The following is a 13,371-nucleotide window of genomic DNA, read 5'->3' as shown; positions in this document are numbered from 1 at the left end:
CAGCCTGAAAAGTGAGCGGAGCCGGACAATGGTTTTGTGACGGAAATTGTCCGGCGTGTCGGGGAGACGGCCTTCGAAGAGCGGAGATTGGGCGGGCAGGGATTGCGCTGTTCTGCGACATACAGGGCGGCAGGGGAGCGTGCGGCCGTCCGGACGGGGTTTGGGCCTATCCTAATTGTATGGCGGTGCGACCGCGGTTCGGATACCGGCCCTCTGCCGAACCGTTTCTCCGATATTTTTATTTTGCTATCTTTTTTGTCGCAGGAACCGGCAGCTTCTCTGCAGGCCGGGCCGGTATCCGTTACTCTTTATCCGTCGGATATGTCCGATTCGGATATATTCGATATATTTGTCTCGACCGAACAGCGGTGCGGCCGTGGACCGGGCTTCCGTCCGACGGGCGCTTTCGGTTTTTCATCGAATAATTTCGCTATATTTGCAAACTGTTTGAAACCTGCCAGGGAAACACAATAGAAAACTTTAAAATATAATCCGGATTATGTCTTTCGATAAATTCGCTGACCGCCATATAGGCGTGTCGGAAACCGACCTGAAGGAGATGCTCGCAGTCATCGGCGTCTCCAGTGTGGACGAGCTGATAGGACAGGTGATTCCTGCATCCATCCGCCTGCGCAAACCCATCGGACTGCCCGCAGAGGGAATGACCGAATACGAGTTCGCGGCTCATGTGCGTGAGCTGGCCGCCAAGAACAGACAGGTGCGTTCGTTCATCGGTATGGGCTGGTACCCGACGGCCACTCCCGCCGTTATCATGCGCAACGTGTTCGAGAATGCCGCATGGTACACCTCCTATACCCCCTACCAGGCCGAGATTTCCCAGGGCCGCCTCGAAGCGCTCCTGAACTTCCAGACGATGACCATTTCGCTCACCGGCATGGAGATAGGCAACTGCTCGCTGCTGGATGATGCGAGCGCCGCCGCCGAGGCGATGCTCATGATGTTCGCCCTGCGTTCGCGCGACCAGGTAAAGAACGGTTGCAACCAGCTCTTCGTGGACGACGACATCTTCCCGCAGGTGTTCGATGTACTCGTGACGCGCAGCGAGCCTTTCGGCATCGAGATAATTAGAGACAACTACGATACCTACAAGTTTACCGGCAAGGAGTTCGGCGCCATCGTGCAGTATCCTTCCGCATCGGGCCGTATCCGCGACTATGCGGCATTTGCCGCCGCCGCTCACGAGGCCGGTGCGAAGGTGACCGCCGTGTGCGACTTGATGAGCCTTGTATTGCTCGCTTCGCCGGGACAGTGGGGTGCCGACATCGCGGTGGGTTCCGCCCAGCGCTTCGGTCTGCCGATGGGCTTCGGCGGCCCGACGGCCGGTTTCATGACCACCAAGGAGGCCTACAAGCGCAACATGCCGGGCCGTATCATCGGCGTATCGGTGGACAGGCTGGGGAACAAGGCGTTGCGAATGGCACTCCAGACGCGCGAGCAGCACATCAAACGCGAGAAGGCTACGTCCAATATCTGTACCGCATCCGCCCTCGTGGCCTCCATGTCGGGATTCTATGCGGTCTATCACGGAGCCGAAGGGCTGCGTCGGATTGCGCAGCATATCCATTCGCATACCGCAGCGGTAGCGGACGCTCTGCGGGAACTCGGCTACGAAGTTGCGGCAGGGAACTATTTCGATACCCTGCAGGTGAAGGCGGAGGCCGCGGTGGTGCAGGATTCCGCGCTGGCACGGAATATCAACTTCTTCTATCCGGACGAGAGCACCGTGCGGATGAGTTTCGACGAGGTGACTACGGCCGACGAGGTGGCGCAGGTGGTTGCCGTATTCGCCGAGGCAGCCGGAAAGAAGGCTCCCAAGAGCGTCAAGGTGGACGAGGGCAAGGTGGCGATTGACGGTGCCCTGCTGCGGACGGATAAGATACTCGACGCTCCCGTATTCGACAAGTACCACAGCGAGACGGAGATGATGCGCTACATCAAACGCCTCGAAAGAAGAGATATTTCGCTTGCCGACAGCATGATACCGCTCGGCTCGTGCACCATGAAGCTGAATGCCGCGGTGGAGATGATGCCTCTGTCGCTGGCCGAATTCACCAACATACATCCCTTTGCGCCCGCTTCGCAGACGGAAGGGTATCTCGAAATGATACGGGAACTCGAACACGACCTGGCTGCCATCACCGGTTTCGCCGGCTGTTCGCTGCAGCCCGAATCGGGTGCGTCGGGCGAGTACACCGGTCTGATGACCATCCGGGCGTACCACCAGAGCCGTGGGCAGGGGTACAGGACGACCATCCTGATACCGGCTTCGGCACACGGTACCAACCCCGCATCGGCGGCGATGGCTGGAATGAAGATTGTCATCGTGAACAGCGACGAGCACGGCAACATCGACGTGGAGGACTTCAAGGCGAAGGCGGCGGCCAATGCGGCCGAACTCTGCGGTGCCATGATAACCTATCCCTCGACGCACGGCGTCTTCGAAAGCAAGATACGCGAGCTCGTGGATGCCGTACACGATGCGGGCGGTCTGGTCTTCATGGACGGCGCCAACATGAACGCACAGGTGGGCCTTACGAACCCCGGTTACATCGGTGCCGACGTATGCCACCTGAACCTGCACAAGACCTTCGCCATGCCTCACGGCGGCGGCGGTCCCGGCGTAGGCCCGATATGCGTGGCGGAACACCTCGTCAAATTCCTCCCGTCGCACTCGGTCGTCCCGACCGGTGGCGAGGAGGGCATCACGGCCGTGTTCGCATCGCCCTACGGCAATGCCCTGCTGCTGCCCATCACCTACGGATACATCAAGATGCTCGGAGCCGACGGACTGCGCCGTGTTACCGAGATGGCGATAGTGAATGCCAACTACATGGCCAAGGCGCTCGAGGGCGAATTCCGCACCTACTATACCGGCGAGAACGGCCGTGTGGGTCACGAGATGATTCTCGACCTGCAGAACTTCCGCAAGGACTACGGTGTCGAGGTAGCGGATATCGCCCGTCGTCTGATGGACTACGGCTTCCACGCCCCGACGCTCTCCTTCCCCGTGCACGATACGCTGATGGTAGAGCCTACCGAGAGCGAATCCAAGGAGGAGATGGACCGCTTCATGGAGGCGCTCGTCAGCATCAAGCGCGAATGCGAAGCCATCGAAAACCACGAGGACAACGTGGTGGTGAATGCACCGCACACCGCGCTCGAAGTGGCCGGCGAATGGAACCATCCCTATACCCGGATGCAGGCCGCCTATCCGCTCGAATGGATATCGCGGGCGAAGTTCTTCCCCTACGTCTCCAAAATCGACAACGGTTACGGCGACAGGAACCTCGTCTGCACCTGCTGCGAATTCTGATTCATGCGTCGCCCGCCGCGGCGGGCGACGTTCTCTGTACTGCGTCGGCCGTCTCGGCGGCGGGTTCGGGGCAGGCATATTTATGCGGTGCGGCGCAGCCACGGCGGAGGACGGCCGGGACATATACTTTACCGGTCGTTCCGAACGTTATGATAGGGTTGCGAACGGCTGTAAAACATAGTAATTATTGAAATGAAAATCGGAGAAAAGAAATTTGTGACGTTGAGCTATACGCTTACCGTGGACGGCAGTGTGGCCGATTCGGCTACGGCCGAGAATCCGCTCGGATTCGTGTTCGGTGCAGGATACCTGCTGCCCGAATTCGAGAAGAACATCGATGGCCTCAGTGCCGGGGAGAAGTTCGAGTTTACGCTCACCCCGGAGAACGGTTACGGTCTGCCCAATCCCGATATGGTGATTGAACTGCCCCGTTCCACGTTCGAAGTGGACGGTCAGGTGGAGGAGGGGCTGCTGACGGTCGGCAACCAGATTCCCATGATGACCAACGACGGAATGCGCCTCATCGGCGTCGTGGCTTCGGTAGACGGCGACAAGGTGAAGATGGATTTCAATCACCCCATGGCCGGCAAGACGCTCAACTTTGCAGGCGAGATAGTGGGAGTACGCGAGGCGACCGATGAGGATTATCCCCATGCCCACAACGGCGGGTGCAGCTGTGGATGCAGCGGCGACGGCTGCGACGACTGCAGCGGCGGAGCCTGCTGCTGACGGAATGCTTTCGCGTTTTCGGTTTTTCGGCCCAACGACCAGCGTTGGGCCGAATTCGTTTATGGCAACGGGTGAGGACGGTCTTCCCGAATGCGGAGCATTGTGTCTGGTGCGGATTCCGGTGGGACGATTACGGTATGCGGTACGAACGAGGGCGGATTTCGGGCGGCCGTTTCGGCCTGCCGGATGCGGCCGGTCGGGGAGATTCTGGCGGGACAGGACGGGTGTCTTCGGCGCGGTCCGGTGGCGGTGCGTTCCGGTTCCGGTCGGAGCGACTGCGGTATATACGGTACATCCGAGGACGGTTTGTCCTCTTTCGGCCGCCTGTCGGAGGGGCTCCGCTACCCCGCGGCGGCGAATCGCGGGAAATTGATTATATTTATCGCTGTTTCGGTCTCCGTAGGGATGTATCCGACGGTGAGACCATTTAATGGGAAGAGGTTATGAAGTTCACGCTTCTGTTTTATACCGACGGCTGGGAGTCCGGCCCGACGGTCGAACTATCGCACATTCCCGCTCCGGGAAGCATCGTCTGGACCGGCGGTCGCCGCAGGGACGAGGAGGACAGCATGTATTACGTGGATAACGTCATGTACCCGGAGCGAGGAATGGACCGCGAGGACACCGTATATCTGTACGTGCGTCCCTACACGGGTTATACCCGTTATGCGCCCATGACGGAGGCCGACCGCATCGTCGAGAGGCTTACGGCCGTCGGGGAGGAACTGGCGCGTGTGGGGGAGAAGCTCGATGCCCTGCTTGCGGACAGCGGGGCGCTTCGTGAAACGGCCGCCGCATTGCGGGACAGCGTTGCGGCACTGGGCGAGGAACATACCCGGAGCCTCGAAGGGCTGTTGCGTCTCGGAGAGCAGGCACTTCAGTCGGCCGATGCCATGGAGGACGGGCAGCAACTGCATATCGAAAAGCTGGACGACATCGTACTCGCCCTCGAGCAGATGAAGGAGCAGTTGTGACCCTCTCCGCAGCGGGTCATCGCGTCTCCTGGCCGGAAGCGTAACGGCTGCGGTAGCTCGCGGGCGTCGTGCCGTAATGGTGCTTGAAGCTCCTGACCAGGTGGCAGGAGTCCGTATATCCCAGCCTGTATGCGATTTCCTTGACGCTCATGCGGCTGTTGCAGAGCATCTCCGCCGCGGCCCTGATGCGGCTTTCGACGATGTATTGCCGGAGACTTTCGTGGAAATGACGTTTGAAATAACGGCCGATGTAGGCGGGCGACAGGTTGAATGCCGCACATAGTGCCGAGCCTTTCAGCCGTTCGGGCTGGTGGATATGCCGTTGGATATATTGCAGCATGGAGACGGCCCGGTCGTTCTCCTGCTGTACGGGGATTCCGCTGCCGGAGTGCTGGGCGGCACTGCGTGCAGCTAGCGTGATGATGCTGTTTATCCACTGCTGCTGGAGGTGGGCGGAGAATCCGTTCGGGGAGGCCTGCTCCGCCGTTACCATCTCCATGAGCTGTTGCAGTGTCGATGCGTCGCGCCCGGCGGGCGTGATGCGGGGGACGTCCTGCATCCGGAGTGCCTGTTCTATGTCTTTTCCTATATATTCTGTCACATAACTGCCCGTAAACCGGATGAATAGATATCGGCTGCGCGTGCCGACCTTGAAGCGGTGCAGCCTTTCGGGCGGAATGAGGAGGAGCGTGCCGGTCCCGTAGGAGATGTCGCCGCTCCACTGTCCCGGTACCCCTTCCGGCATACTGAAACTGCCGCTTCCCGATACGATGTATGCCAGTTCGTAAAAGGAGTGGGTGTGTTCTCCGATGGGAAACCTTTCGTGTTCCCGCACCAGAATCTCCGCCGGACGGTAGAGGTTTTCTATCCACATGACATTAAATGTACAATGAATTGCCGTAAAGATACAATGAATTCGCCGGATGCGGCGATAATTTTGCGCAGGATTTTAACGGAACCCTGGCGGGACATCCTGCTGCGGCGGGGCGCTGTCGGTCGGGATGTATCTGTGCGGAGAATCCGGTAGGAGACGGATATGGACAGGAGAAGTATCGGAGGACATGCGGCTATGCTGGGTGCGAATGTCATGTGGGGATTGATGTCGCCGCTGGCGAAGTTCGTGATGGGAACCGGAGGGGTGACTCCCATGACGATAACCGGTCTGCGGGTGGCCGGGGCCATGGTGCTGTTCTGGACGGCATCGCTTTTCGGCCAGCGGGAGCGGGTGGCGTCGGCGGATATGCTGAAGCTTTTCGCCGCTTCGCTGCTGGCTATCGTGTTCAATCAGGGGTGTTTTATCTTCGGGGTGGGGCTTTCATCGCCGGTGGATGCCTCGGTTATCACCACCAGTATGCCGCTGCTGGCCATGGTCTTCGCCGCGCTCTATCTGAAGGAGCCCGTCTCGGGAAAGAAAGTGGGGGGCATTACGGCGGGGGCTGCCGGTGCGTTGCTGCTGATACTCGGCGGTCATGCGGCGGAGGCGGGTCGGGGTGGCGGAAACAGTTATGTCTGGGGCGATTTGCTGGTACTGCTCGCACAGTGTAGCTATGCCTTGTATATCGTGCTCTTCAAGAATTTCGTAAACAGGTATTCGCCCGTCACCATCATGAAGTGGATGTTCACCTACGCCTTCGTCTGCGTACTGCCCTTTTCGTTCGGTGGGGTGGCGGCTACCGACTGGCCGGCGCTCGGGGGTGGTGCGATAGGGGCGATAGCGTTTATCGTTGCGGGCGGTACGTTCTTGAGCTACATGCTCGTGGTGGTCGGGCAGAAGCGGCTGCGGCCTACCGTGGCGGGGATGTATAACTATATACAGCCTCTCGTGGCGAGCATCGTGGCCGTCTGCTGGGGGATGGACCGGTTCAATGTCGTGAAGGTGCTGGCCGTAGTATTGATATTCGGCGGGGTGTACCTCGTTACGGTCAGTCCGAGCCGGGCGGGCCTTGAAGCCGCGGAACACGGCCATGAAACGGGTCGGAACGGCGGCGAAGGGGCCGGGTGCCGTGCGGAGGACGACGGAATCCGGCTATCGGATAAATATAAAAGACCGCGATAACAGTCGCGGCCTTTTTCGTTCGTGTGGATCCACCAGGGCTTGAACCTGGGACCCCCTGATTATGAGTCAGGTGCTACTAACCAACTGAGCTATGGATCCGTCCTTTTCCGTTCGTTGTTCCGATGCAGGGAAGCAGTCGTCCGAACGGGTGCACAAAAGTACATAAATAGCGTTGAAATGCAAAAAAAAGCGGAAAATTTTTTCGGCAGGCCGGCTTTGCCGGGGCCGGCCTGCCGACTCGCTATGCGGGCGGAAGGCGCACAGTATCCGTTCGGTTCCGGTAGTGCCGGGAGAGGGTACCGGTTCGGTGAAATTTAAAAAATCTTCGTGATTTTTTTTAATCCCCGTAAGGCATTATATTTGTGTAGTCGAAATCATTGAAGTAATTCCTAATACTATCTTAAATTTTAAAAAAGAAGATTATGAAAAAAATTATCCTTTTTACCGCATGCGCGCTGCTGTGTGCGGGTACAGCCCTCTCCCAGAATTACAAGCATGCCATCGGTCTCCGTGCCGGCGGCAGCAACGCCGCACTCACCTACAAGCAGCACCTGAATGCGGGCAACGCTTTCGAAGTGATGGCATGGTTCGGATTTTATGAGGCGAGCAGTTTCTCCGCAGCAGGTCTTTACGAGTGGACGCAGCCCGTCATCAACAACGACTTCAACCTCTATTACGGTGTGGGCGGCCATCTCGGCGCCGCAGCCAACAAATTCGCTATCGGTATCGATGCCATCGTAGGGCTCGAATACAAGATTCCGAATGCGCCTATCGCTTTCTCGCTGGATTACAAACCTTCGGTCAACTTTATGAATCTGAATGCGTACGGTCTTTTCGACCTGGCTCTCGGCATCAAATTCACCTTCTGATATACCGTACCGTTTAGGGCAGGTTCGGGCCGTTCCTCCTTGTGGGGGAGCGGCCCTGTTTTTTGCAGCAGGAGGCTGTGTTTCGCAAATAAATTCGGAACGGGAGGCGATATCTTAAATTTGTTTAGAATATTTTTTAAAAAGCTTAGTAATTTGTTTTAGGTATTGAAAATAATTTCTAAATTTGCGCTTAGATAGAAAAATAGGCCGGAGGAGATGCCGGTATTATTTAAAAACCAGTCTGTGCTTCTTAAGGATTTTTTCAATCAGCAGGAGGACGAACCCTTGAAGGGTATCTCCCATAAGAATATTCTGATAAAGAAGAATATCATCGCCTACATGGCGCTCAACGGCGAGAGTACACTGGCCGACCTCGCCCGCGAGCTGCACGTCAGCGTTCCGACCATCACCAAGCTCGTGGGGGAGCTCGTCGAGGAGAACATCGTAGTGGACAACGGCAAGATAGAGACTGCCGGAGGGCGCCGTCCCAATATCTTCGGGCTGGCCAATACGGCCATCTATTTCGCCGGCATCGACATCGGGCGCGACAATGTACGTTATGTGGTGACGGACCTCAAGAATAATGTCATCGTCAGCGAGGAGGAGCGGGATTTCGTCCTGTCGGACAATGAACAGTCGCTTGAGGAGATATGTCGGCGCATCAACCGCTTCATAGACGGCTGCCGGATAGAGCGCTGCAAGATACTCGGCATGGGGGTGTGCATTGCGGGGCGCGTCAATCCCAAAACGGGGCGCAGCTACATGTACTTCACTTCGAGTCCGGAGTCGCTGAAGGATATCATCGAACATGCTACGGGCATCCGGGTGTTGCTGGAGAACGATACGCGGGCCCGCTGTTATGCCGAGTACTTCACGGGTGATTCGCGGACGGAGAAGAACATGCTCTACCTGCACCTGGGCCGGGGAGTGGCCATAGGCATCATCACCGACGGCAAACTGTTTTACGGCAAGTCGGGTTTTGCCGGGGAGTTCGGGCATACGCCTTTTTTCAACAACGAGATTATCTGCGAGTGCGGCAAGAAAGGGTGCCTCGAAACGGAGGTGTCCGGTATAGCCATCGAGAAGAAGATGGTCAGCGAGATACGCCGCGGTGTCAATACCATCCTGCGCGAACGCTACGATTCGGGAGGAACAATACGCATAGACGATATCATCGAGGCTGCGAAGAACGACGACAACCTCTCGATAGAGCTTATTGAGGAAGCGGGCGAGAAGATAGGCAAAAGCATTGCCTTTCTCATCAATATCTTCAATCCGGAACTTGTCATCATCGGCGGAAACATGGCCTATGCGGGCGACTACCTGATGCTGCCGCTCAAATCGGCCACCAACAAATACTCTCTCAATCTTGTCTACAAGGATACGAAATTTCGGCTGTCGCATATGGGCGGCGATGCCGGCGCCCTCGGCGCAGCCATGCTCATAAGGAACCAGGTAATAGGATTGTAGCCATGAACAACATTCTCGAAACGGATTCCGTCAGGTTGAGGGCCCTTGAGCCGGAGGATATCGACGTGCTCTACAAGTGGGAGAACGACACGCGCATCTGGAAGATGAGCAATACCGTCGCGCCGTTCTCGAAATATGTGCTCCGCAGATTCATCGAAGACCAGAAGTACGACATTTACGAGACCAAGCAGTTGCGCATGATAATAGAGAGCCGCGGCGATGGAAGGGCCGTGGGGGCCATCGACCTTTTCGAGATAGACCCGACGAACCGCCGGGCCGGCATCGGGATACTCGTCTATGAAGACCGCGACCGCGGGCAGGGTTATGCTTCGTGCGCGCTGACTTCCATGATAAAGTATGCCTTTCAGGTGTTGGGGCTCAACCAGCTCTACTGCAATGTGCTCTCCAACAACCTGCGCAGTCTGAACCTTTTCAAAAGCAAGGGCTTCACTACGGTCGGTCTGAAGGTGGAGTGGGTGCGTTCCACGACCGGATGGCTGGACGAATACATGCTTCAACTGGTCAATCCCGTCAAGGTGTAGGCGGGGAAACGTGCGGTTCCGGTGGCGGACGGTTCACGCGGGGGCGCCGCGTACCGGAAAGGGTACGCGGCGCCCCCGTTTTGACGGCAAGGTGCGGTGAAAGAGCGAAAGGGCGGCAATGGAATAATTATTGCACCTGGGAAAGTGTGGGGATGCGGCTGCCGGAGAGGCCGGGACGCCCGTCCCGAATGGCATGTTTAACCAACAAGATTGATTATGAAATATTTTTTGACGCTTTTGCTCCTGTTGCCGGCGTTCGCCTCTTTCGCACAGGAACCCGAAGAGCACCTCTCGCTGGACGAGGTGAGGACGCAGTCCGGTGTAGACCCCACGAGGATTATCTCCAAGATAGGATTCTCTACGTGGTATTTCGACAAGGAGGCCGGTAATGCGCAGGTGAACAACCGTATCAGCGCCACATTCGGCGTGGACGACTGGGCGTTCAACGTGCGGATGGACCTCGTCTCGATAAACAACGTACCGGGCCGCCGGGGCTTTGTCACAGGGGCGGGCAACATGAAGGTGAATATCCTGAACTCTTTTTACAATAACGGCAGGCATGCGCTTGCCGCATCGGTGGATTTGGCCTTTCCGACGGCTTCGCAGGCGATAGACGCCGCGGCCGGACTGAACGGCTATTTCTACCTGACGCCTGCGCTGACCTACAGCTATACGATAAATCAGGGGCTGATGGTGGCGGCACAGCCCCAGTATTCGTTCGCCCTGGCCAAGGGAGAGGCGGACTATCCTGCCATGAGCCTCCTGACCGTGAGGATGTTCATTGCGAAGTTCTGGGATTCCGGCCTCTTCGCGGTGTTCGAGCCGCGGCCGATGTACGACTTCACACGGGACCGCTTCGACCTTATCCTTTCGCCCATCGTCGGCAAGGCGCTCGGCGGCGGATATACCCTGACGTTTCTCGCCGAGATTCCCGTAAGGAAAGAGTCGCTCCACAATGTCGGGGCACTGTTCCTGATAGGGGTAAAGCGGACTTTCTGACCCGTCGGAGGGAAAACGGGAGAAGAAAGGGGTACGGCCGAAAGCCGTACCCCTTTCTTCTCGCGGGCGGTTGTTACAGCCATGCTGCAAGGTCGGGTACGGTTCCGAGCCGTTCGTAGTCCGTTCCGTCGCCGGCGGCGAAGAAGTAGTGGCGCAGACCGTTGGTGAGCATGATGTAACGGGCCCGGACGACGCTGTTGTAGCGTACTGCCTGGTCGAGGACGCATTGGTCTATCGCGACGTCGGCGGCCTTGCACTCCACCAGCATGACTGCCTGCTGCCCGCGGCCCGTTACCACGATGTCGGCCCGCTGCCGTGTGCCTCCGAGGGAAAGCGGGTACTCCTGAATGATATTGACGGCGGGAATGCCGATACAGTCCGACAGCCATCCGATGACGTGCCGCCGCACCCACTCTTCCGGAGTGAGCAGCAGCCAACAGCCCCGCAGACCGTCCCAGACGCGTTCCTCGCCGTGCCTGTGCGCGGCCCGCAGCCTGACGGGGGGCAAATTAAGTGCGGGATACCTGTCCATTTCTCACGGAAAAAGAGTAATTTTAGCCCCGCCCGGCGTTTGCGGGGCTGCCTGCAAAGTTAAGGCATAAACACCGATAAATTGACGACCATGCCGATAAAACGCCTTGCTATCAGTTGTCTCTTCGCCTTTGCCGTTTTTCTTTCGTCCTTCGGCGGAACCCTGCGTGCCGCAGGACCCGGTTTCGCCGCCATGGCCTGTGAGCCCGGAGCAGTGGAGGCGGGATTCAGACTGCCGCCGCGCAGTGCCCTCGTGCCGTATCCTTCACGCGAAGAGGCGTTGGCGGGCGGTACATCCTCCTATGTGATTCCTCTGGAGGAGTGGCAGCGCGACAGTGTGCCGGAAGGAGTCCGCTATACGGCCCGGTTCAAGGTCCGTTATGCGTGGGACAACCGGGCCGTCCTGCTGCGTGTGGAGGATGTCCCCTCCTCTTTCGGCATCGAGGTAAACGGCGAGGCGGCCGGATACAGTCAGGCGGGTATGGGGCGCACGGAGTTCGATATCACCGATTTCATCCGGCAGGATTACAATACGGTTTCGGTCATCGTCTGCGAGGCTCCGGCGGCCCGCCGTATCGGCGAAGGGCGCGGCCGCGATGCGGAAAGCTGGAGGGGGAGGGCCTGGGTGTTGTCGCAGCCCTCGGTACGGATACACGACCTGTTTGCCGAGACTTCGGTGGACGGCGGTTACGGTTATGTGGCGCTCGATATCGTCATGCAGAGTATCCTGTTGAATCCCAAGGAGTATACCGTCTGTTACGAGTTGCTTGACCCGAAGGGCGAGGTCGTGGCCATGTCGCAGAAAGACATCGTTACCGGTATGCTGAGCCGGGATACCGTACGCTTTACGGTACGGATACCCGACCCGCTCGTGTGGAACCATGAAACTCCGAATCTCTATACACTGCTGGTACGCAGCCGGAACGAAGGCCGGTTCGTGGAGAACGCGGCTGTTCGGGTAGGATTCCGGACGCCGGGAACGTCTGACGGAGTATTCTTAATCGACGGCCTGCCTGTCGGTTTGTATGCCGTACGTTATGCGATGGGCGGCGACGAAGGGGCCGCGGCAACCGAGCTTGCACGCTTCAAGGCGGAGGGGTATAACTGCATCGTTGCAGACGGAACTCCCCAGCCGGACTGTTTCTATGCGCTTTGCGACAGTCTGGGGCTGTACGTGTGCGATGCGGCGGATATCAATACGAGTCGGGAACCGGCCCGTATCACCGTGGGCGGCAATCCGAGCAACGCTCCCGAATGGAAAGATGCCTACATCGACCGGATACACCGCATGTATTACGCTTCGCACCTTCATCCGTCGGTGGTGATGTATGCTCCTGCACACGATTCGCGCAACGGATACTGTCTGTACGAAAGTTATGTGGAGCTCAAGCGGCTGGCTCCCGGTGTCCCCGTTTTCTACGACGGGGCCGGGGGGGAGTGGAACAGCGACATGGATGCCGCGGCCCTTTTCCGGCATCCCGATGCTGTACGGCCTGCGGGCCGTCTCTCGGTAACGATGGAGAGGGACGGTTCGGACGAGGTGGTCGTGGCCAACAACATGGAGCTGACATCGGCCCGGGGAACCTACCGGGTGGTGCTGAAGTCGGGGGTTAAGAGCCTTTGGACGGCCTCCGGCGAGTTCAGGCTCATGGGAGGCGGGGCGCTTCATATTCCCGTGCCCGTTCCTGAGGGTGTGCGCAGGGGCAGCGTGCAGGTAGAGGTGCATCTCCTGAAGGATATCTCGTCGCAGGGTGCCGGCCAAGGCGGCAAAGTGTCGGATATGTACGACGTCCTGAAGATGAAATTCCCGTTGTGACGCCGCCGGCCCGTGTGCCGGTTGCGGTTGCGCTGTTTCCCGAAAACGGAG

Annotated in this window: 11 protein-coding genes and 1 tRNA gene; 9 read left to right on the top strand and 3 right to left on the bottom strand. The window is 58.2% G+C overall.

Going from position 1 to position 13,371, the window contains the following annotated elements; genetic code table 11:
• Nucleotides 1-499: 499 nt before the first annotated feature.
• The 3 genes from gcvP (at nt 500) to BQ5361_RS06125 (ending at nt 5,037) form a co-directional block, all read left to right on the top strand.
• Nucleotides 500-3,334: an aminomethyl-transferring glycine dehydrogenase gene (gene gcvP, locus BQ5361_RS06140; RefSeq protein WP_035473803.1), complete on the top strand. Its 2,835-nt coding sequence runs from the start codon at nt 500-502 to the stop codon at nt 3,332-3,334.
• Between the two features lie 192 nt (nt 3,335-3,526).
• Nucleotides 3,527-4,063: an FKBP-type peptidyl-prolyl cis-trans isomerase gene (locus BQ5361_RS06135; RefSeq protein ID WP_022063834.1), complete on the top strand. Its 537-nt coding sequence runs from the start codon at nt 3,527-3,529 to the stop codon at nt 4,061-4,063.
• A gap of 443 nt (nt 4,064-4,506) precedes the next feature.
• On the top strand, nt 4,507-5,037 hold the full coding sequence (locus BQ5361_RS06125; protein ID WP_035473805.1) for a hypothetical protein: 531 nt from the start codon (nt 4,507-4,509) through the stop codon (nt 5,035-5,037).
• 16 nt (nt 5,038-5,053) lie between these two features.
• Here the strand turns inward: BQ5361_RS06125 and BQ5361_RS06120 are convergent, their stop codons facing one another.
• Nucleotides 5,054-5,911: a helix-turn-helix domain-containing protein gene (locus BQ5361_RS06120; protein WP_035473807.1), complete on the bottom strand. Its 858-nt coding sequence runs from the start codon at nt 5,909-5,911 to the stop codon at nt 5,054-5,056.
• Nucleotides 5,912-6,073: 162 nt separating this feature from the next.
• Here BQ5361_RS06120 and BQ5361_RS06115 point away from each other — a divergent pair, with 162 nt between their 5' ends.
• Entirely contained in the window at nt 6,074-7,093 is a 1,020-nt protein-coding gene (locus BQ5361_RS06115; RefSeq protein WP_081976858.1) for a DMT family transporter, read from the top strand.
• A gap of 24 nt (nt 7,094-7,117) precedes the next feature.
• On the opposite strand, the gene BQ5361_RS06110 is transcribed toward BQ5361_RS06115, so the two are convergent.
• A tRNA-Ile gene (locus BQ5361_RS06110) sits at nt 7,118-7,192 on the bottom strand.
• Between the two features lie 323 nt (nt 7,193-7,515).
• On the opposite strand from BQ5361_RS06110, the gene BQ5361_RS06105 reads away from it, so the two are divergent.
• The 4 genes from BQ5361_RS06105 (at nt 7,516) to BQ5361_RS06090 (ending at nt 10,973) form a co-directional block, all read left to right on the top strand.
• On the top strand, nt 7,516-7,962 hold the full coding sequence (locus BQ5361_RS06105) for a hypothetical protein (protein ID WP_022063830.1): 447 nt from the start codon (nt 7,516-7,518) through the stop codon (nt 7,960-7,962).
• Nucleotides 7,963-8,178: 216 nt separating this feature from the next.
• A complete protein-coding gene (locus tag BQ5361_RS06100; RefSeq protein ID WP_022063829.1) occupies nt 8,179-9,432 on the top strand; it encodes an ROK family transcriptional regulator in 1,254 nt (417 codons plus the stop codon).
• 2 nt (nt 9,433-9,434) lie between these two features.
• Nucleotides 9,435-9,974, top strand: coding sequence for a GNAT family N-acetyltransferase (locus tag BQ5361_RS06095; RefSeq protein WP_022063828.1), 540 nt, complete (start codon nt 9,435-9,437; stop codon nt 9,972-9,974).
• 216 nt (nt 9,975-10,190) lie between these two features.
• Complete coding sequence (locus BQ5361_RS06090) at nt 10,191-10,973, top strand: transporter family protein (RefSeq protein ID WP_022062785.1); 783 nt, start codon at nt 10,191-10,193, stop codon at nt 10,971-10,973.
• Nucleotides 10,974-11,046: 73 nt separating this feature from the next.
• On the opposite strand, the gene BQ5361_RS06085 is transcribed toward BQ5361_RS06090, so the two are convergent.
• Entirely contained in the window at nt 11,047-11,505 is a 459-nt protein-coding gene (locus tag BQ5361_RS06085; protein ID WP_035473809.1) for a type I restriction enzyme HsdR N-terminal domain-containing protein, read from the bottom strand.
• A gap of 90 nt (nt 11,506-11,595) precedes the next feature.
• Between BQ5361_RS06085 and BQ5361_RS06080 the strand changes: the two genes are divergently transcribed.
• On the top strand, nt 11,596-13,320 hold the full coding sequence (locus BQ5361_RS06080) for a glycoside hydrolase family 2 (protein ID WP_052131089.1): 1,725 nt from the start codon (nt 11,596-11,598) through the stop codon (nt 13,318-13,320).
• Nucleotides 13,321-13,371: the final 51 nt, after the last annotated feature.

It is taken from the genome of Tidjanibacter massiliensis (genome assembly GCF_900104605.1).
GTDB lineage: Bacteria > Bacteroidota > Bacteroidia > Bacteroidales > Rikenellaceae > Tidjanibacter > Tidjanibacter inops.
This window is presented reverse-complemented; position numbering and strand designations above follow the sequence as displayed.

Bases quoted from the DNA above. Each gene is read 5' to 3' on its own strand.
- gcvP (WP_035473803.1), top strand. From the start codon at position 500: ATGTCTTTCGATAAATTCGCTGACCGCCATATAGGCGTGTCGGAAACC.
- BQ5361_RS06135 (WP_022063834.1), top strand. From the start codon at position 3,527: ATGAAAATCGGAGAAAAGAAATTTGTGACGTTGAGCTATACGCTTACC.
- BQ5361_RS06125 (WP_035473805.1), top strand. From the start codon at position 4,507: ATGAAGTTCACGCTTCTGTTTTATACCGACGGCTGGGAGTCCGGCCCG.
- BQ5361_RS06120 (WP_035473807.1), bottom strand. From the start codon at position 5,911: ATGTGGATAGAAAACCTCTACCGTCCGGCGGAGATTCTGGTGCGGGAA.
- BQ5361_RS06115 (WP_081976858.1), top strand. From the start codon at position 6,074: ATGGACAGGAGAAGTATCGGAGGACATGCGGCTATGCTGGGTGCGAAT.
- BQ5361_RS06105 (WP_022063830.1), top strand. From the start codon at position 7,516: ATGAAAAAAATTATCCTTTTTACCGCATGCGCGCTGCTGTGTGCGGGT.
- BQ5361_RS06100 (WP_022063829.1), top strand. From the start codon at position 8,179: ATGCCGGTATTATTTAAAAACCAGTCTGTGCTTCTTAAGGATTTTTTC.
- BQ5361_RS06095 (WP_022063828.1), top strand. From the start codon at position 9,435: ATGAACAACATTCTCGAAACGGATTCCGTCAGGTTGAGGGCCCTTGAG.
- BQ5361_RS06090 (WP_022062785.1), top strand. From the start codon at position 10,191: ATGAAATATTTTTTGACGCTTTTGCTCCTGTTGCCGGCGTTCGCCTCT.
- BQ5361_RS06085 (WP_035473809.1), bottom strand. From the start codon at position 11,505: ATGGACAGGTATCCCGCACTTAATTTGCCCCCCGTCAGGCTGCGGGCC.
- BQ5361_RS06080 (WP_052131089.1), top strand. From the start codon at position 11,596: ATGCCGATAAAACGCCTTGCTATCAGTTGTCTCTTCGCCTTTGCCGTT.